This is a genomic window from Mycobacterium sp. (genome assembly GCF_052143115.1).
Lineage (GTDB): Bacteria > Actinomycetota > Actinomycetes > Mycobacteriales > Mycobacteriaceae > Mycobacterium.
The window spans coordinates 17953-35862 of sequence record NZ_JBKQTQ010000091.1 but is presented as its reverse complement, the minus strand read 5'-3'; the positions used below and the strand labels follow the sequence as shown (position 1 = coordinate 35862).

Sequence of the window (17910 nt, the reverse complement as noted above, 5' to 3'; positions counted from 1 at the left end):
CATCGACACAAGTGATGACTCGATGCAAGTCGGCGACGGTCGATGGCATCTTCGATTCCTCCTGTACTTTGGACTCATCATCGGCCGCCTGGGGGTTGCACCCGCATCCGCCAGCGCACAGTGCAACCGGCTAGTCGGGTAACTGGCCAGTCAGCTTGACTCGCAGCGGCGACTCAATCGGATAGGACACGGTCGAGCTGCTTGCGCGGTTCAATGCCGAGTTTGATGAAAGCATCGCCCCATGCCCACGGGGAGCGGCGGACTTGTCTGCTGCGCCGGACTATTGGCGCCAAAGTCTATGATGCGATTGACGATTGGCGGTTGGCTCCATGCCTGCCGGTGGCGCCGATCACCAGCATGTCGGGCTGAAAGCCTCCTGACGGAGCTAGTTTTATTATGCAACTTGAGCTAGCCGGTCAGCCAGGCTGGATGCAAGCGCAACGCCGATGGACGGACACAATTTGCAGCCGGCTCGAGTGCTGGTGCTCGCACACCGCGGCGCATTGCGACGCTCAAGGACACGCCGAGATCGCCGCCGCAACCCAAGAAGTCAAAAGCTAAGGGCGTCGGCGGCGTTATGTGCGTTGGTTCGTACCCGGAGACCGGATGTTTCGAGGCGGCACCATATTCGGATCGGTGGCGCCCTTGGTCGACAACATGCGGACGTTGTCGCGGGGGACCCGACGGCCCGTTCTGGTGTTGACGATGCGCAGTTCGACGGGATCCCCATTTTTGTCGCTCGGCTGCAGAGGTGGGCGTTTGGCGGTAGCACCCCACGTGTCGCCCCAGGCCACCATGGCCATCAAGACGGGCTGCAGGTCGCGTCCCTTCTCGGTGAGCCGGTATTCGTATCGGTTCCCCGAATCCCCGTAGGGCACGCGGGTCACCACGGCGTGGTCGTAAAGCCAGTTGAGCCGATCGGTAAGCGTGTTACGGGCGATGCCGAGGCGCCGCTGAATGTCGTCGAAGCGGGTGACGCCGAAGAAAATGTCACGCACAATCAGAAGCGACCACCAATCGCCGACCACTTCGAGGGTCTGGGCAACCGAGCAGTTCAGCTCTTCAAACGACGCGCGCCGCATAACTGCAGAGTAGACGGCGTCCGGCAAAATCATCTAGTAATGCAACTCGAGTGGCACGTCACTCGTGCCGGAATTTCACCCCTGCTCAGGCGCTACGATTCCGGCGGTCTTGGCCAACCAGTTGGGCGCGAGCACCGACAGGCCGGTGGCCGCCGCGGTGGCACCGGCCACACCGGTCCAGGCGACCGGTCCGAGCGGCGTGCATCCGAAGAAGTGGCTGACGCCGGGAGTCTGGACGATGGCGATCAAAACCGCGGAGCTGCCCAGCGCAGTCGCCACGACCAGCGGGCTGTGGCGCCGGGTCAGCAGCGTCTGGGCCAGCTGCGTCGTCACCAGAGCCGTCAGTCCCATTGTCGCCGTGCGTCTTTCGGTGCCCGGAGTCCAACGCCCGATAGCCCAGGCCGCGGTCGCGCCGGCGGCCGTGACCGCGCCACGGGTGACGATCTGGCGCATCAGCGGAGCGTCCAGCGAAGGTGTCGGCGCGGTCAGCACCGATCGTTGGTAGGCCCGCCGGGCCTCGCCGGCCTCCTCCTCGGTGTCGAATTCGTCGGCCTCGGGTTCATCGAACTGCGGAGTGACGGCGACTGCGAGCGCCGGGAACATGTCGGTCAGCAGGTTCACCAGCAGCAGTTGACGGGTTCCCACCGGCGCCCGCCCGGAGCCGAAGGCGGTCCCGATGATGGTGAACAGGACCTCGCCCACATTGCCGCCGACCAGGATCGTCACCGCGTCACGCACACCGGCCCACATGCCGCGGCCCTCGACCAATGCGTCCAGCAACACGCCCAGGTCGTCCTCCGTCAACACGATGTCGGCGGCACCGCGGGCGGCCGAGGAACCGCGGCCACTCACTCCGATGCCCACGTCGGCCATCCGGATGGCGGCGGCGTCATTGGCCCCGTCGCCGACCATCGCCGTCACTCGCCCGCCGCGCTGCAGCGCCGCGACGATCTGCACCTTTTGTTCCGGGCTGACCCTGGCGAAGACCTGTACGTCGGCGGCCAGCTTGGCGCACCCGTCCTCATCGAGGCCGGCGAGGTCGGCGCCGGTGACCACCCGCGCATCCGTAGGCAGGCCCAGCTGATGGGCGATCGCCCGCGCGGTCACCGGGTGATCGCCGGTGATCAGCACCACCTTGCGGTCGACATCCACCAGCGCTTCGATCAACGGGCGCGCCGAGGGTCGTGCTGTGTCCGCCAAGCCGATGTAGCCGATCAACTCCAGATCGTGCGCGGCGGCGTCGACGGCATCGGCATCGGTGTCGTCATCGTCTTCGGTGTCGTGAACCCAGCTGCGCTGCGCGACGGCCAGCACCCGCAAGCCCTGCTCGGCGAGGCTGTGCACCAAAGACTCGGCATGGTTCAGGTCACCCTCCGGATCTGCGAACCGGCAGCGCGGCAGGACGACTTCTGGAGCGCCCTTGAGCATCAGCAATGGCTTGGACGGGTCCGCGCTCAGCGTGCCGATCGCCGCGGCGAAGCCACGACTCGACTCGAACGGGACCTCCGCGAGCACGGTCCACTCCGAATCACCATGGGCGTCAAGTGAATCCGCCGCTTTGAGGATTGCCTCGTCGGTGGCGTGAGCGTGACCCCGCCCCTCTTCTGGCTGGGTGGATGCCCAGCCGGCGGCCCGCAAGACGTGGGCGGCCTGCGGGTCGTCCGCGGCGGGGAAGGGGCCTCGCGGCTTGGTCGCGGCAGGCACCGAACGCACCACGCGAAGCCGGTTTTCGGTGAGCGTGCCGGTCTTGTCGAAACACACGGTGTCGACCCGACCCAGCGCTTCGATGGTGCGGGGCGCCCGGACCAACACTCCGCGCGCCGACAGCCGCTGCGCGGCGGCGAGCTGGGACAGGGTGGCCACCAACGGCAGGCCCTCCGGAACGGCGGCCACCGCGATCGCGACGCCGTCGGCAACCGCTTGACGCAACGATGCGCGGCGCAGCATCGCCAAACCCGTCACCGCGGCACCACCGGCCAGCGTCAGCGGAAGCACCTTGGCGGTCAGCTCTCGCAGCCGCGCCTGCACCCCGGCCGCCGACTCGACATCGATGACCGCCGAGATCGCGCGGTGTGCGGCGGTACCCACCCCGGTGGCCACCACGATCGCCCGAGCATGCCCCGCCACAATGGTGCTGCCCTCGAACAGCATGCTGGCCCGGTCGGGATCGCCGGCGGCGACCGGGTCCACCTGCTTGTCAACCGGCAACGACTCACCGGTGAGCAAGGATTCGTCGACCTCGAGGTCCTCGGCCACCAACAGACGCGCATCAGCGGGCACGACGTCCGGAGCCACCAAGTCGATGACGTCGCCGGGACGCAACGAAGTTGCCGACACGGTGATCGTGCGCTCGGTGGTTCGAGCCGCCTCCAACCGGCGTCGTGACGTCGCTACCGTCGGGACAACCACGCGACGCGCGAACTGGTCCTGTTCGGCGAACAGCTCTGCGGCGGCCGCGTCGGCCCGCAACCGTTGCGCCCCGCCGGTTAGCGCGTTGACGGCCATCACGCCCGCGACCAGAAGCGCGTCCACATTGCTGCCGACGATCGCCGACGCCGCCGCTCCCACTGCCAGGATCGGGGTGAGCGGATCGCGGAGCTCGTAACGGGTCGCGTCCAGCAGCCGCCCCGCCTGACGTGCCGGGCCCCGCAGCGGCGCTACCAGTGGGCTGTAGGACAGATCCTCCAGAACGCGCCGCCAGGCCGGAGCAAGGGGCTCGACGGTTAACGGCCGGGCACGGCCGGCCAGCCGCGAGTAGACGATCTCGGGATCCAGCGCGTGCCAGGCGGTCAGCGGCTGCGGGGTGGGATCGGGCTGCCGCAGCACCTTGCTGGCCGAGAAGGCTCCCGAGACCATGGCGCTGGCGGCGGCGGCGTTGACCGGATTCAGCCACCGCCGCAAGGCAAGCGGGTTAGTAGCGGTGCGGGGATCACCGGTGACCAGCAGCAGCCCGGCCAGCGTGGTGCCGCCTTTGGCGAGGTTCACCGACGATTTACTGACCTGCCGCGCCGCGGGTAGCGCCGAGAGGATCCGCACGGCGGCGGCCAGATCGGTGCCGGTGATGACGTCCGCGGACCACGGTGTAGCCGCCCGGGGATCGTCGAGGGCCACTCCGACGTCGGCGATGGCCAGCGCGGCCAGCGTGTCGGTCGACGCGAAGTCGCGGTGCAGCGCGGTGATCAGCAGTACCGGTCCGCGATCTGCCCGCAGGTCACGCACCAGCTTGAGCAGCGGAGTGCCGCTTGGATGACTGGCGGCGACGCTGGCGGCCAGATCCTGGGTGCCGGCCACATGCCGCAACACCACCCGCGCTCCGGTCCGGTGCGCGATCTGCAGCAGCGGGACCGCGAAGGGGTCTACCTCCCAGCCGACCTCGACGTGGCCGACCATTTCGCCATCGACCACAAGGTCGGCCTGTTCGAGGCCCTGGGCGGGAGTGGCCGACGGCCCCTGCGCGCGAACCCAGCGCAAGCCCGCGCCGGTGGCGGGCAACTCATCGGGGTCAGGCTCAGGCGCCTCCTCACCGTGCAGCAGCGCGTCGGCCACCTCATAGACCCGGTCGTCATCCCAGCCCGGCACATCTCCGCGCGCATGCAACACCGCGCGGTGATCGCCGCGCAGCGCCGCCCCATCGATGACGACCACCTTCACCCGATCCAGCCGACGCAGCGCGCCGGGGTCGAGGATCAGCTGTCCGTCTTCGGCGAGCCCGCGGCCTAGCACAGCGGCGAAGGACTGACGGCCCATGTGCGCGGCCTTCGGTATTCCGGCCAGCACGGCGCCGGCTGCGTCTTCGGGGCCACCGCCGGCCACCAACGCAGTCGCCGCCGCGATCAGCGAACCGTTCGCCGCTTGGTCGACATATTCCTCGACCGGCCCGGCCATGGATCCCTTCGCGGTGTCGATGGCGGCGTCGATAGCTCCATCGACCACGACGTGGGAAGCCTCGCCCGCCGCTGCGGCTGCCCAGTTATGCCGTGGGGCCTGCGACTTGGGGCCGGCCGACGAGATGATCGGCACCACCGGGGCCTGTGGCCGATTGGGTGAGGCCAGCTGCGGCTCGCGGTCTCGCCAGCGGCGGCGATGCGCCTCGGCTTCGGAGATCTGCAGGACTCGTTGCGCCAGGTTCAACAGCGGAGTGCCAACTGCTTGGGTCAACCCGTTCGCCGCCGCTGTCGACGCGCTGAGCGCGAGATCGGTGCCCACCCGGCCCAGTCGCGACTCGAGTAGTGACACCATCCGCGGTTGATTGTTGAGCAGGGCCGCCGCCGCTCTGGTGGTACGCGGTGCTGCGGGCAGTCTGACGACCCAGCCGGTGACTGCGGCGCCGATCGCAACCGCATTGAATGCCGCCGCGGTCAGCGGCACTAGGATCGCCAACGGGTTACCCGGGTCGGCGAATGGCGCGGTTCGGATTTCGGGCTCCGGTCCTGCGGCGGCGAGGTCGTCGGCCACGGCGGAAAGCACGTCGCGTACCTCGTCCAAGACGGCGTCGCTGTCGGCTTTGTCCTCGAGGTCCTCGAGTTCGATCACCAGCCGGCCCAACGAACCCTCGACATGGGCGGTGGCCACACCCAGAACCTTGCGAACCGGCTCTTCGATCATCGCTGCATGCTCGTGCCAGCGCGGGAACGGCAACAACGGATCCAGGTCCAGGTGCACCCGCCGCCCGCTTTGCCAACGCACGGTCGCCACGGCGCCGTCCGGGGTGCCGTTAGACGAACTGCCCGTGCCGAGGAATCGGCCGGCCGATTGACTTACCGATTGCACCACCGGGCCTGCCAGCGTCTGCACAGCGTCCGCGGTGTTCGCAACACCCTCCACGCCGGCTTGCAACATCTGTACTGCTCCACCGGTTATCCCGCCGACAACGGCGGCTACGCCCGGAACCTTCATTCCTCACCCTTCAAACAACGTCTACCGCGCCCATCAGTGCTCCCCGGGACCGGCGGCTGCAACCCGCCCGACACGGATCACCGCGTTGGCGGCAGACCAAACGCAGAAAACAGCCTGGGATCAAGAAAGACGGTCAGTTTCGGCGACCCCTGCCGTCCCAGTATCCAGGACATGTATCGAATGCGCCCGCATGACGTTGTCGGCGGCCCGAAGGAATTCGGTAACAGCCGGCTGCCCGTTGGCGGCCGTTGCGACGAGCGCCACGTCGCCGGGTTCGGCGAAGGCGCGCTGCGGGAGGAATCGTGTCACGGTGTCGCGTCCGGTGAACCAGACCGGCAGCGGCGGCATCGCAATACGATCGTCCCTTGTCATGCTTGCGCGAGTTCGTCGACCAATGGGGTGTCGACTCCTAACTCGGCCAGCCAGCCACGTCGACGGCGCGTCCGTGGTGCAGCAGATCGCTGACGTGGTAAATCGTCGTCGCTCGCCCGGCCCGCCGTCGATCCGGCAATCCGAAGCGGTTGCCTCCCTTGCGAAATGAGGCCGCAGGAGAACACCAGGCGCCGGGTGCCGGCGTTTCGGCCCGGCGAGCGCGGGTGAACTGGCGCAGACATGGACGCGACACGGGAATCATCCCTTTAGTCGACGATGATTCCGCCGGTCAGATTTACGACGGTGCCGGTCATCGCGGCGGCCCGATCCGAGGCCACGAACGCGGCCGCTTCGGCGAGCTCCGCCAGTGTGGTCGCACGTTTGCGGTGCGTCTGCGCGGCCATGGTGGCCGCGAATTCCTCCCGGGTGATGTCGTATGCCTGGGCGTGCAGCCCGAAAACGACGTCGATGGTGGGGGTTTCCTCCATGCCGGTCGTGCGCAGGCAGACGGCGCGCACACCGTGGGACGCCCACTCCGCGGAAAACGCGCGATTGAGGGCTTCCATGGACGCCCAGGCCGGACTCATGCCCCCGAGCAGCGGTATGCCCAACCGGGCGGGCTCAGGGGTGTGCATCAGCACCACCCCGGAGCACTGAGCGATCATATGCCGCGCCGCTGCCCGGCCTGTCACGAAATGTGCTCGTGCGTAGATGTTTATCGACGATGCGAAACTGTCCACCGATAGCTCGGTCAGGGGAATGCCCTGCATGCCTTGCTGCGGAATCCCGATGGCGTTGAACGAGATATCGACGGTCGCGGCTTTGTCGACGACGTCGTCGACGTGATCGGTCACGGCCTTCTCGTCGAGCGCGTCGACCTCGGCGGTCTCGGCCGCTCCGCCGGCAGCCGTGATCTCCTTGGCGAGCGCGTCGAGGGCGCCGAGGTCTCGCCCGGCCAGAAACAGCCGGGCGCCCTCGCGAGCGAAGGCCCGCGCCACCGCGCTCCCGACTGCGCCGGCGGCCCCGTAGATGACCGCGTTCTTGTTTTCCAGCAACATGATGTTTCTCCGTTTCGCCGCCGAACGGCAGTTGTGTTCTTCGAGTTGACTTTTCAACGTTGTTTTGCCAGGACCCGGCTTCTATGGCAACTTCTGCAGCCCAGAGCCGGTGAGCAGATATCCGGGGGCGGTGCTCGCCGGGTCGGCGCGGATCAGCTCCACCAGGGCGGACCCGGCCCGTTCAGGGGTCAACAGCTCGCCCAACTGCTCGAGGTACGCCTCGTCGGTCTGGCCGCTGCGGGCTGCGTAGGCGCGAACACCGCGCCGACCCACGTCGCCGAACGGCGTCATCCTCGGCATCACCGCGGTGACGGTGATGCCCAGTCCGGCGCGGCGCGACTCCCCCTGGGCGTACCCGGCGATGAACCGCTGGGTGGCCTTGGACCCGGCGTATCCTCCGCTGACCGGGGATCCGTTGATAGCAGCTCCGCTGCTGATCACCACCACTCTGCTACCGGGTTGTAGCGGCTGGAGCAGCGCCTCGCGCAGCCAGGTGAAGGCGATCTTGACGTCGGTATGCCAGTTGACTGAGAACGTCTCCCAGGTCTGGTGCTGCAGCGGACGCATCACCGGGTTGGCGCCGGCGACCAGGATGAGAACCTGCGGCCCGTAGTGGTCCAGCAGGCTCCACGCCGCCGCCGGCTCGGCCGCATCGGCAACCTCGGTCGTGATGTTCGGGCTGGCGCCGGCCAGTTCGGCAAGCGCCGGGCCGGTCCGGGCCACCGCGACCACCGGCGCGCCGGCGTCGGCGAACGCGACAGCGATGCCGCGCCCCAATCCGCGGCTCGCGCCGACGACAATCGTTGTGCTGCTTGACAAGTCACTCATGATTGCGCTCTTTCGTTGTTGATTAGGGTTTTACGTGGCGGGCTGCGGTTGTGCCAGCGCCGCGTACTGGCGCTCGAGCACCTTGGCAGCGCCGCTGCCCCAGTTCTGCGCGATGGACTGCGACAAGGGATCGGGGAAGATGTCCTCCTGCCCCTCCTCCAGTCCCTCGATGACGGCGCGCGCCACCGACTCCGGAGCGGCCTTCGGGATGTCCAGACCGCGAGTCATGTCGGTGTCCACCGGGCCGGTCAACACGGCGTGCACCGTCACACCCCGCTCGGCCAGCAGCACCCGCAACGACTGCGTCAGGTTGAACGCGGCCGCCTTGGAAACCGAATACGCCGGGATGATCGGCAACGGAGCCAGCGCGTTGACCGACAGATTGTTGACGAGCGCTCCCCGCGAACGCGTCAACAGTGGCAGGAACGCCTGGGTCACGGCATAGGGCCCGAACAGGTTGACCCGCAAATGCTGTTCGAGCACAGCGGGATCGGTCAGGTCGTCATAGAGCGCCACGCCGGCGTTGTTGATCAGGACGTCCAGCGACTCCACGCGCTGCGCGGCCGCCCGAATCTGCGCGGCGTCGGTCACGTCCAGGGCAACGGGCGTGACGCGCCGATCCGGGTGGCTCGCGGTCCGGCGCGTGCCCGCATACACCCGTGTCGCGCCGCGGCGCAAAGCTTCCTCGACCAGCGCCTGCCCGATGCCCCGATTGGCCCCGGTCACCAGAACTGACTTTCCTGCGATGATCACATCGCCTCCTCGCTCGTGGGTTTCGACGGTCTCGGCAATACAGATGCCGCAATGTCGAGAAAGTGGGCTCAGGATGTGCGCCCAGTTCGCGGCCCAGCCGGCGTCGATACTGGAAGGTGAGACACCCGCGAGGGAAAAGTGGTAACACGTGGTGACAACCGATCTGATTGCCAGGGCGCGGGCCGGGGACGGCGAGGCGTTTCGAGAGCTGACCGAGCCACACCGGCGCGAGCTGCAGGTGCACTGCTACCGGATGCTGGGATCCCTTCAAGACGCCGAGGACGCCTTGCAAGACACCCTGCTGGCCGCGTGGCAAGGCCTCGACGGATTCGAGGAGCGGGCCTCGGTGCGCACGTGGCTCTACCGGATAGCAACCAACCGGTGCCTCAGCGTTCTTCGCTCGGCCCGCCGACGCCCGGCCAAGGAGTGGGACATGCAGGTTGACCTGCCCGAGCCGACTCGGCTCGGCGAAATCGTCTGGCTTGAGCCATATCCCGATGCCCTTCTCGAGGCCGCGCTGCCGCTGGATCCCGAGGCGCGCTATGAACAGACCGAAGCCGTCTCGCTTGCCTTCGTGACAGCCCTGCAGGTCCTGCCGGCTCGCCAGCGCGCCGTGCTGATCCTGCGCGAGGTACTCGGATACCACGCCAACGAGGTGGCCGACATGCTCGACTCGACCGTCGAATCGGTCAACAGTGCGCTCAAACGAGCGCGCGCTAGCCTGCAGCGCCGACTGCCGGCGCCGGGCGAGGACGGGCCGGCGCCGACCCCCGGCTCACCCGCCGAGCAGGAGCTGGTGGCGAAGTTCGTCCGCGCCTACCAGTCCGGCGATGTCAATGCGCTGGTCACCCTGCTGACCGCCGACGTCAGCGTCTCCATGCCGCCGATCCCGCTGGAATACCAAGGCCGCGACGTCGTAACCCGTTTCTACGCCAGCATCTTCGGCGCCGGCCGGGCATACGACTTGGTGCCCACAAGGGCCAACGGTCAGCAGGCGTTTGGCGCCTACCTTCGCACCCCCACCGGCGGCATCCGCCACGGGGCCGGCCTGCTGGTCCTCACCCTCACCGGCGAAAAGATCCGCGCCCTGACTCGCTTCGACAACGACGTGCTCCCGTGGTTCGGGCTACCCCGATCGCTGCCGGGCTGAATCACATAGGCGGGCAATAGGATTCCCGCACAAGCAGAAGGAAAAGAGACGACATGCGCGCGATCAATAAAGACACCGATAACGTCACCTTCGTTACCGCCACTGGCCTGAACTAACCGCAACCGAAAGGCGGAGATCACCATGAGCACACCCCCGATCGTGTCGGCGCAGGAGTGGGCGGCCGCGCACCGGCAACTGCTGGTGAAGGAAAAGGAGGTGATGCGCGCCCATGATGCACTGGCGGCCGAGCGACGGCGGATGCCATGGTTGGCGGTGGATAAGGAGTACGAGTTCGAGGGACCCGAGGGCAGTGTCAACCTGCTGGGTCTCTTTCAGGGCCGGCGTCAGCTGATCGTCTACCGCGCCTTCGTCGGGCCCGACATAGACGGCTGGCCCGATCACGGCTGCCGCGGCTGCTCGATGATCGCAGACCACATCGGCAACCTGGCCCACCTGAACGCCCGCGACACCACGCTGGTGTTCGCCTCGCGTGCGCCGCAGCCGGGCATCGAGCACCTGAAGGGGCGGATGGGCTGGCAGATGCCGTGGTACACGATCACCGACAGCTTCGATACCGACTTCGGCGTGGACGAGTGGCACGGCACCAACGTGTTCATCCATGACGGCGACCGGGTGTTTCGCACCTACTTCATCAACAACCGCGGCGACGAGGTGCTGGGCAACACCTGGAGCTTTCTGGACATGACGGCACTCGGCCGCCAGGAGACCTGGGAGGACTCGCCGGAGGGCTACCCGCAGAGTCCGCCCTACGAATGGTGGGACTGGCACGACGAATACGGCGAGCGCGCGCCGTCGCGATGGTTCGGTGATCCTGATCCGACCGATCCCAACGACCCGCGTCCACCTCGCACCTGACATCAGGGAACGTGGCCCCGGGACCGCGGAATGGCGATTAACATCATCGCCGTCGGGAAACGGAAGGCCGGATCATGCTCACCAGGTTTCGCCGGCTGATGGATTTTGAGCTGAGCATCGCCGAGCTGATCGGTGTCGGGCTGCTGCTCGCCGGGCCGTACCTGATCGTCGGTGTGGTGTGGTCGAGCACCCACACAGCGCCTTTCCAGCGAATGGGCGGTATAGATCTGCTGGTCTCGGTGGTCGGGTCAATCGTGTTGTGGCCGGCGCTGCTGCTCGCCAACGTCTGCCTGAGCTGAAGGTGGGGTGCGGTGTTGGCTGTGCTGCGGCGGGCGCTGAGTTATCGGGTGAGTGTCGCCGGACTGACCGAGATCGCGGTCTGGCTCGCCGGTGTGTACCTCGTCATCGGGCTGGTGTGGTCGTTTTTCCATCCCGACGGCGTGCAGCGCATACAAGCACAACTGGAACAGCAGCTGCATTTGCCGGCCGGAGGCAACTACCAGCTTGCGGCGCTGGGTGAAGCGAGCGTGTTGTGGCCAGTGGTGACGGTGCTGCCGTCCGGCGGGTGTGCGCACTGACTCGCCGGCACGCGTCGGCAGTAGGTTTTCCTTCGGAAGCGAGACCAGAAGGGAGCCCGCATGCCGGGAGCAACCAGTGACGTCTGGGAGGTGATGTCGACCGCGCGGACGATCCGACGTTTCACCGACCAGCCGGTCGACGGCGCCACACTGGCGCGGTGTCTGCAAGCAGCCATGTGGGCGCCGTCCGGAGCCAACGCGCAGGCGTGGCGTTTCGTCGTGCTGCGCTCAGCTGAACAGCGGGCTGTCGTGGCCAAGGCGGCTGCCCGCGCCTTGGAGGTGATCGAGCCCGTCTACGGGATGAGTCGGCCGGCCGCCGACGACGACAGCCGCCGGGCCCGTACCGACCGCGCGACCTATGAGCTTCACGATCGGGCCGGTGAATTCAGCTCGGTGCTGTTCGCGCAGAAGCGCTTTCCGACGGCATCCGAGCTTCTGCTCGGGGGATCGATCTTCCCGGCGATGCAGAATTTCTTGCTGGCGGCTCGCGCCCAGGGCCTGGGCGCATGTCTGACCAGCTGGGGCGCCTACGGCGGCGAACAACTGCTGCGGGACGCCGTCGGCGTGCCCGAAGACTGGATGGTCGCCGGGCACGTCGTGCTGGGCTGGCCCAAAGGCAGGCACGGGCCGGTGCGTCGGCGACCGCTGGCCGAGGTGGTGAACCTCGACCGCTGGGACGAGCCGGCAAATGGCTTCGTCAGCCTTTGATGCCGACCGTGATCAAGTCTGAGATAGCCCGGGTTAACAATGGCCGCCGAACTCGGTGTTGCTCGGCGACGGTGAACCCCGCGCCCTCGAACAATCGCCGCATCTCGGCCGGCGACGGGTGATGGGCCACTTTCCACCTGCTGGTCGACGGCCCCTGCAGGAGCGGTTGCCGCGCACTGAGAGTCGAGACCGCCGCCATTCCGCCGGGTGCGAGCACCCGGTGGAAATCGCCCAGCGCTGAGGGTTGGTCGAAGAAGTGAAACGCCGACGTCGTCACGACGGCGTCCAGGGCGCCGTCGTCAAACGGAAGCTGCTCGGCAGGACCGTGCAACCACTGCACGCCGGTCGATCGGGCGCGGGCCTGGTTGAGCATGCCCTCGGACATGTCCACACCGTAGACTTCCGCGGGATGCAGCTCCCGTTCGATCCAGTCGGCCAAAATCCCTGTGCCGCAGGCGATGTCAGCTACGCGTGCAGAGGAGTGCGCGCGTAGCTGCGCTATCACTTCGTCGTGCGCCGGCCGGTATACCCACTGCTGCAAAACCGGGAGGTTGTAGGCCGGGGCCGCCCATCCCCAGAACCGAGTGACGGCGTCGTTGAAACTACGACGCGGCGCTGCAGCGGTCACTTGATCGAGGTGTAGTAGATCGTGTCGGCCATCGACACCGAGTCGTTGCCCTGCGGGATCGCCGGAAGGCCGTTCTCGGCCAACAGCTGACTCATCGGCTTACCGGTCGACCGCCAGCCCAACGTGTCCAGATAGGTTGCGACGTCGTTGCGGTCGCCCTCATACCCGAGTTCGGAGAATTCCAGGTCGAAGCCATGGGCACGCCATTTCTCGGTGGCCTTGCGCATCATCTCCCGCGCCTGCTCGTGGTCGACGTTCGACATGTCCGGGATAGCCTCGGTGGCGAGCCGGCTGCCGGCCGCGCTGAGCGCGGAGATGTTGTCCAGCAAGCGGTCTTGCGCTTCCGGCGGCAGATAACCAAGCAGCCCCTCGGCGATCCACGCGGTCGGCTGGTTCTTGTCGAAACCAGCCTCGATCAACGCGGCCGGCCAGTCGTTTCGAAGGTCGATCGCGACGGTCCGCCGATCAGTGGTCGGCTCGGCGCCCAGGTCGGCCAGCGTGGTGGTTTTGAAGGCGATCACCTCGGGCTGGTCGACCTCGAACACCGTCATACCGGCGGGCCAGTCCAACCGGTAGGCACGGGCGTCAAGACCGGAGGCCAGGATCACGGCCTGGCGGATTCCGGCCTGCGTCGCGGCGCGGAAGAACGCGTCGAAGAAGCGGGTGCGGACGGCCATCGCGATGGGCATGTGCTCAAGCTTCCAGGGGGCCTCGTCGTCGTCGACGTCGGCCGCGGCCAGCTCGCCGGTGGCCAGCTTCGTCAGGAAATCCACGCCGACGGCGCGGACCAGCGGTTCGGCGAATCGGTCATTGATCAGGGGTGTGTCGGCTTTGGTGGCGATTGCCCGGGCTGCGGCAACCATCGTCGCTGTCGCTCCTACGCTGGTAGCCAGGTCCCAAGTGTCGTTATCGGTGCGCGGCATTGCGTGCTCCTAAGGTTAGATCAGAGTTACTTAGTTAGTATAACAAGTAGTTAGCCTAACAAGCATTTAGCTTGTATAACAACTTGGGTAACGATCGTATGTCCGCGATCAGTTCCCGCTGATTGCGCTCGTCATGGCCGCCGCGCGCCGTCCGATCGAGTCGATCCGTTTGCGGGTCAGGTCCTGCAGCGGATGGACGGCCACAATCATCGCCACCCCGCCGTGCTGGTCGAAAACCGGCGCGGCGATGGTGGCCACCGGGTGAGCTTGATGCGGGGCATAGTCGTCGGACTCATCGGATAGGAAACCGATCGTGGTGAATTCGGCCAGCAGCTGATCGGTGATCTCACGCACGTGGGCCGGCAGTCCGTCGCTCGGTAGCGTCCCGACGACGTGGGCCGCGCGGGTCAGCGCCGGCGTCGTGCAATCCACGTCGAATCCGCGTTCCCGGGTACGGGCCAGCACCTCTTCGAGGCGACGTGCCAGCGCGGAATTGGTCGCGGCGCCGCGCTGGATCCACGCGTGCTGTTGCTCGTCGGTGTCCCAGGCGGCGAACGCGACCCCGAACGGAGGGGCGTAGCGGATCCGGTCGCCGGGTGCGCCGCCGGACTGCTGGCCGGCATCCTCGAACGCGGTGATCACCAGCGAGTCGCCGAACCGCTCGACGACCGAGGCGGCATAGCCGAATTCGTCGGCGAGCTGCAGTGCCGCCGATCGAGCGGTGTGGGCCAGTGGGCGGACGGTATCCAGCTGTGCCGCCACCGCCGCAAGGGCGGGGCCCAGAGAAAACGTCTTGTCGACCGGGTCACGGCTGGCCCAGCCGCGAGCACACAGCGTCGTCAGGATGGCGTGCGTGGTCGCCTGAGTGAGCCCGAGTCTGCGCACCACATCGGAGAACCTGAGGCGCTCGTTGGCGGGTCCGGCGAGCAGCTCGACGACGTCGAGCACGCGAGCGGTGGGGGCTGACGGTGGAATGGCTTGACTTCCCCTCGAGACGCTTCCTACTGTGAACCTCAAATTATCGAGATACTATCTCGAATATTCGAGAACAGCCAAAACACAAAGGGGTGTGCGAGTGCGGGCAGTGGTCTTGCGCGACGGGCGGCTCGATGTCCGGGAGATCGCCGACCCGGTTCCCGGCCCGGGAGAGTTGCTGCTGCGAACGCTGAGCACCGCGATCTGCGCGTCGGACGTGCATTTCATGGATCACCCGGAGATGGGAATCAACGACCCGACCGGCCGTTCGCTCTACGACGCGAACCGCGACATCGTGCTCGGCCATGAGTTCGTCGGCGAAGTCGTCGGGCACGGACCCGAGTGCACCGAACAGTTCCCGGTCGGCACCCGGGTGACGTCCATCCCGATCCGGGTAGTCAACGGTGGCACTAGCGGGGTTGCCGGCGTGCGGATCATCGGTCAGCATCCTGAGGCTCAAGGCAGCTTCGGGGAGTTGGTGGTCGTCGCGGAGGCATTGGCGAAGTCCGTCGACGCCGGGGTTTCGAGCGACGCCGCCGCACTGACCGACGCGTTCGCGGTCGGCGAGTTCTACGTGCGCGCCGCGCGGATGGAGCCGGGGGAGGTGCCGGTGGTGATCGGCGCCGGCGCGATCGGCTTGTCGGCCGTTGTCGCGCTGGCCGACCGGGGCGTCGAGCCGATCATCGTGTCGGACTACAAGGCCGAACGCCGTCAACTTGCTTGCGACCACTTCGGGGCGCACATCGCGGTCGACCCGGCCGAAAAGTCCCCGTTCGACCTGTGGCGCGAGCTACGCGCCGAGCGTGGGCTGTGGGGTTCACTCGTCGTCTTCGAATGCGTCGGCGCCGCAGGGCTGATCCAGAAGATCGTGGACGCCGTCGACATCGGCACCCGAATCTATTGCGCCGGTGGCTGGTACACCGGCGACTCGCTCAGCGTCACCGATGCCACCCGTCAGGGCGTCACCATCCAGTTCGGCGGCGGCCCGCACCCGCAGGACTGGTACGGCACCCTTGACGCCATCGCTTCCGGGCGACTGGATCCGCTGCCCAGCGTCGGTTCGATTGTCGGTCTCGACGAGGTGCCCGACGCACTCGATCTGGCCCGAAAGTCCAACGGCCCACCGCGAATCGTGGTCCACCCGAACGGAGACGTCGTATGACCGAAAGAGAAGACCGCCAGGACATCGCCGATGTGCTGGTGCGCTACGCCACCGGGATCGACCGGCGCGACTGGACGTTGTTCCGCACCGTCTTCACCGACGACTGCGAGCTGGACTACGGCGAAGTCGGTTCCTGGCGGGGTGTCGACTCGGTGACCGAGTTCATGCAGCAGGCCCACGCGTTGGCCGGCCACACCATGCACCGCTTGACCAATCAGGTGATCACGGTCGACGGCGACTCGGCCCAAGCGCGCACCTATATCGATGCGCTGATCATGCTGGCCGACAACACCTCCGGCGTGAACGCGGCCGGTTTCTACGATGACGACATCGTCCGTACCGAGGATGGGTGGCGAATCGCCCGCCGCCGATTCCTTCAGGTGCGGGTGGCAGCCGTGGGGGAGCCAACATGACATTTGCAGCCAAGTACGGCCCGTGGGCGTTGGTGGCAGGCGCATCCGACGGCGTCGGTGCCGCGTTCGCTCAAGCGCTCGCCGAGCGCGGCGTCAATGTCATGCTGGTGGCGCGGCGGCAGGCCGCGCTGGACGAGGTGGCCGCCGGGATCGCCGCCCGCACCGGTGTCGAAACCCGCACGCTGACAGTCGATCTCGCTGAGCGGGAGGCGGCGTCCGTCGTCGCTGCGGCGACCGACGACCTCGATATCGGCTTTCTGGTTTACTGCGCGGGAGCCGATCCAAACTTCGAGCCATTCCTAGCCAACCCGATCACCACTGCCGAAGCTATGGTGCACCGCAATTGCATGGTGCCGATGCAGCTGTGCCACCACTTCGCCCCGGCGATGGTTCAGCGCGGCCGCGGCGGCATCGTGCTATTCGGCTCGGGCGCCGGACTTGCCGGCGGGCCCAACATGGTTGCCTACGGCGCCACCAAGGCATTCGACATGGTCTTCGCCGAGGCGCTGTGGAGCGAACTGCACGACAAGGGTGTCGACGTGCTCGGTCTCATTCTCGGCAAGACCGACACCCCGGCGCTGCGCCGCCTCGAACACAGCCGCGGGGTGCTCAGCTCCGAAGACCAGACGCCACCGGACGCCGCCGGTGTCGATCAGGTCATCAACGAGGCATTCGAAAACCTCAGCAAAGGGCCGACTTTGATGGTTGGCGACATGATGCGTGCCGCTGTGCAGATGTTGTCATCGGTGACGCGCAACGAAGCGGTCAACTTCATGATCCAAGCCCAAGCCGCTGTCATGGGTGGCGGCAACGCATGAAGCTCTCGGCGCTCTCAGGTGCCGAGTTGCTTCATGAACACGCTGACCCGATGGATCAGTCCGTCCAAATTCTGTTCGAAGACAAGGCATTCCGGGTATTCGGTGGGCACGCCGTCGATGTCGAAGGTTTCGGTCAGCTCGACGTAGCACACTCGATCCGAGGCATGCGAGATCCGCTGCACATCCAACCGGTAACCCTTTAGCGAGGCGAACACGCCGCGCAGGAACTTCAGATATGGCTGCTTGCCTTCGACGACGTCGCAGTAAGGGCCATCGCGTATCAGGTCGTCGTCGGAGATGGTGGCTGCCAGGCCGTCCCAATCGTTGACGGCCAGGCACGCCAGGTAGCGCTCCACGGCGCCGGCTTCACCAGGTTGACCCATGGCATCTTCATACGCTTACCGCGCCGACGCCTCAACGCCAAACATCCCAGGCCGCTAAGGGCCTGGGATGTTTGGTTGTGCTGATCAGCTGGCGGCTGAGCCTTAGAGGCCCAGCCGCCAAGTGAGCCTTAGGCCAGGTAGCGGGGCGATCAACGCCACGATGGCCGTTTTAGCTGCGATTTTGTTAGACGTAGGTCTAGTACGCTCCTGAGACAATCTGGCCTGAAGCTCAGAGAAGGCTCAGCCGTCGAGGCCTGGTCCGACGACGGGCTGACGATGCCGCAATCAGCCCCGGTGGGTCCGACGG

Annotated in this window: 18 protein-coding genes; 8 read left to right on the top strand and 10 right to left on the bottom strand. The window is 66.8% G+C overall.

The annotated features are described in order from the left end of the window. Positions 1-575: 575 nt before the first annotated feature. From ACLQI9_RS10220 to ACLQI9_RS10195, 6 genes are all read right to left on the bottom strand, one after another. The gene (locus ACLQI9_RS10220) at positions 576-1115 is read right to left on the bottom strand and encodes a winged helix-turn-helix transcriptional regulator (RefSeq protein ID WP_442391625.1); all 540 of its coding nucleotides are present in this window, start codon (positions 1113-1115) and stop codon (positions 576-578) included. 42 nt (positions 1116-1157) lie between these two features. Then, on the bottom strand, positions 1158-5978 hold the full coding sequence (locus ACLQI9_RS10215; RefSeq protein ID WP_442379277.1) for an HAD-IC family P-type ATPase: 4821 nt from the start codon (positions 5976-5978) through the stop codon (positions 1158-1160). A 120-nt stretch (positions 5979-6098) separates the two neighbouring features. Beyond that, on the bottom strand, positions 6099-6350 hold the full coding sequence (locus ACLQI9_RS10210; RefSeq protein WP_442379275.1) for a hypothetical protein: 252 nt from the start codon (positions 6348-6350) through the stop codon (positions 6099-6101). A gap of 266 nt (positions 6351-6616) precedes the next feature. After that, positions 6617-7408: an SDR family NAD(P)-dependent oxidoreductase gene (locus tag ACLQI9_RS10205; protein WP_442379271.1), complete on the bottom strand. Its 792-nt coding sequence runs from the start codon at positions 7406-7408 to the stop codon at positions 6617-6619. An 81-nt stretch (positions 7409-7489) separates the two neighbouring features. Then, complete coding sequence (locus tag ACLQI9_RS10200) at positions 7490-8236, bottom strand: SDR family NAD(P)-dependent oxidoreductase (protein ID WP_442391623.1); 747 nt, start codon at positions 8234-8236, stop codon at positions 7490-7492. Positions 8237-8266: 30 nt separating this feature from the next. Then, the gene (locus ACLQI9_RS10195; RefSeq protein ID WP_442379267.1) at positions 8267-8989 is read right to left on the bottom strand and encodes an SDR family NAD(P)-dependent oxidoreductase; all 723 of its coding nucleotides are present in this window, start codon (positions 8987-8989) and stop codon (positions 8267-8269) included. Positions 8990-9137: 148 nt separating this feature from the next. Here ACLQI9_RS10195 and ACLQI9_RS10190 point away from each other — a divergent pair, with 148 nt between their 5' ends. From ACLQI9_RS10190 to ACLQI9_RS10170, 5 genes are all read left to right on the top strand, one after another. Continuing rightward, the gene (locus ACLQI9_RS10190; RefSeq protein ID WP_442391621.1) at positions 9138-10139 is read left to right on the top strand and encodes a sigma-70 family RNA polymerase sigma factor; all 1002 of its coding nucleotides are present in this window, start codon (positions 9138-9140) and stop codon (positions 10137-10139) included. Between the two features lie 141 nt (positions 10140-10280). Then, positions 10281-11015 (top strand): DUF899 domain-containing protein, encoded by a 735-nt coding sequence (locus tag ACLQI9_RS10185; protein ID WP_442381160.1) that lies wholly within the window; start codon positions 10281-10283, stop codon positions 11013-11015. A gap of 74 nt (positions 11016-11089) precedes the next feature. Further along, the gene (locus ACLQI9_RS10180) at positions 11090-11314 is read left to right on the top strand and encodes a hypothetical protein (RefSeq protein WP_442381158.1); all 225 of its coding nucleotides are present in this window, start codon (positions 11090-11092) and stop codon (positions 11312-11314) included. Positions 11315-11326: 12 nt separating this feature from the next. Beyond that, positions 11327-11593, top strand: a complete 267-nt coding sequence (locus ACLQI9_RS10175) for a hypothetical protein (protein WP_442391619.1) — start codon at positions 11327-11329, stop codon at positions 11591-11593. A 60-nt stretch (positions 11594-11653) separates the two neighbouring features. Next, the gene (locus tag ACLQI9_RS10170) at positions 11654-12301 is read left to right on the top strand and encodes a nitroreductase family protein (RefSeq protein ID WP_442381156.1); all 648 of its coding nucleotides are present in this window, start codon (positions 11654-11656) and stop codon (positions 12299-12301) included. Here ACLQI9_RS10170 and ACLQI9_RS10165 read toward each other — a convergent pair. From ACLQI9_RS10165 to ACLQI9_RS10155, 3 genes are all read right to left on the bottom strand, one after another. Beyond that, positions 12291-12929 (bottom strand): class I SAM-dependent methyltransferase, encoded by a 639-nt coding sequence (locus ACLQI9_RS10165; protein ID WP_442381154.1) that lies wholly within the window; start codon positions 12927-12929, stop codon positions 12291-12293. The genes ACLQI9_RS10170 and ACLQI9_RS10165 overlap by 11 nt on opposite strands. Then, the gene (locus tag ACLQI9_RS10160; RefSeq protein WP_442381152.1) at positions 12926-13852 is read right to left on the bottom strand and encodes a class I SAM-dependent methyltransferase; all 927 of its coding nucleotides are present in this window, start codon (positions 13850-13852) and stop codon (positions 12926-12928) included. The genes ACLQI9_RS10165 and ACLQI9_RS10160 overlap by 4 nt, the downstream gene beginning before the upstream one ends. Positions 13853-13960: 108 nt before the next feature. Next, a complete protein-coding gene (locus ACLQI9_RS10155) occupies positions 13961-14800 on the bottom strand; it encodes a helix-turn-helix domain-containing protein (protein WP_442381150.1) in 840 nt (279 codons plus the stop codon). 136 nt (positions 14801-14936) lie between these two features. Here ACLQI9_RS10155 and ACLQI9_RS10150 point away from each other — a divergent pair, with 136 nt between their 5' ends. The 3 genes from ACLQI9_RS10150 to ACLQI9_RS10140 are packed head-to-tail and all read left to right on the top strand — an operon-like array spanning position 14937 to position 17220. Then, positions 14937-15989 carry a zinc-binding dehydrogenase gene (locus ACLQI9_RS10150; protein WP_442381168.1) on the top strand — a complete coding sequence of 351 codons (1053 nt, stop codon included), beginning with the start codon at positions 14937-14939 and terminating at the stop codon, positions 15987-15989. Continuing rightward, positions 15986-16402 (top strand): nuclear transport factor 2 family protein, encoded by a 417-nt coding sequence (locus ACLQI9_RS10145; protein ID WP_442381148.1) that lies wholly within the window; start codon positions 15986-15988, stop codon positions 16400-16402. Before ACLQI9_RS10150 ends, ACLQI9_RS10145 begins: the two co-directional genes overlap by 4 nt. Then, entirely contained in the window at positions 16399-17220 is an 822-nt protein-coding gene (locus ACLQI9_RS10140) for an SDR family NAD(P)-dependent oxidoreductase (RefSeq protein ID WP_442381146.1), read from the top strand. Before ACLQI9_RS10145 ends, ACLQI9_RS10140 begins: the two co-directional genes overlap by 4 nt. 14 nt (positions 17221-17234) lie before the next feature. Here ACLQI9_RS10140 and ACLQI9_RS10135 read toward each other — a convergent pair whose 3' ends face one another. Then, positions 17235-17603, bottom strand: coding sequence for a nuclear transport factor 2 family protein (locus tag ACLQI9_RS10135; protein WP_442381144.1), 369 nt, complete (start codon positions 17601-17603; stop codon positions 17235-17237). Between the last annotated feature and the right edge of the window lie 307 nt (positions 17604-17910).

Excerpts from the sequence above, each read along its gene's own strand:
- ACLQI9_RS10205 (WP_442379271.1), bottom strand. The coding sequence starts at position 7,408 with ATGTTGCTGGAAAACAAGAACGCGGTCATCTACGGGGCCGCCGGCGCA.
- ACLQI9_RS10215 (WP_442379277.1), bottom strand. The coding sequence starts at position 5,978 with ATGAAGGTTCCGGGCGTAGCCGCCGTTGTCGGCGGGATAACCGGTGGA.
- ACLQI9_RS10145 (WP_442381148.1), top strand. The coding sequence starts at position 15,986 with ATGACCGAAAGAGAAGACCGCCAGGACATCGCCGATGTGCTGGTGCGC.
- ACLQI9_RS10170 (WP_442381156.1), top strand. The coding sequence starts at position 11,654 with ATGCCGGGAGCAACCAGTGACGTCTGGGAGGTGATGTCGACCGCGCGG.
- ACLQI9_RS10185 (WP_442381160.1), top strand. The coding sequence starts at position 10,281 with ATGAGCACACCCCCGATCGTGTCGGCGCAGGAGTGGGCGGCCGCGCAC.
- ACLQI9_RS10180 (WP_442381158.1), top strand. The coding sequence starts at position 11,090 with ATGCTCACCAGGTTTCGCCGGCTGATGGATTTTGAGCTGAGCATCGCC.
- ACLQI9_RS10140 (WP_442381146.1), top strand. The coding sequence starts at position 16,399 with ATGACATTTGCAGCCAAGTACGGCCCGTGGGCGTTGGTGGCAGGCGCA.
- ACLQI9_RS10135 (WP_442381144.1), bottom strand. The coding sequence starts at position 17,603 with ATGGGTCAACCTGGTGAAGCCGGCGCCGTGGAGCGCTACCTGGCGTGC.
- ACLQI9_RS10220 (WP_442391625.1), bottom strand. The coding sequence starts at position 1,115 with ATGATTTTGCCGGACGCCGTCTACTCTGCAGTTATGCGGCGCGCGTCG.
- ACLQI9_RS10160 (WP_442381152.1), bottom strand. The coding sequence starts at position 13,852 with ATGCCGCGCACCGATAACGACACTTGGGACCTGGCTACCAGCGTAGGA.
- ACLQI9_RS10200 (WP_442391623.1), bottom strand. The coding sequence starts at position 8,236 with ATGAGTGACTTGTCAAGCAGCACAACGATTGTCGTCGGCGCGAGCCGC.
- ACLQI9_RS10210 (WP_442379275.1), bottom strand. The coding sequence starts at position 6,350 with ATGACAAGGGACGATCGTATTGCGATGCCGCCGCTGCCGGTCTGGTTC.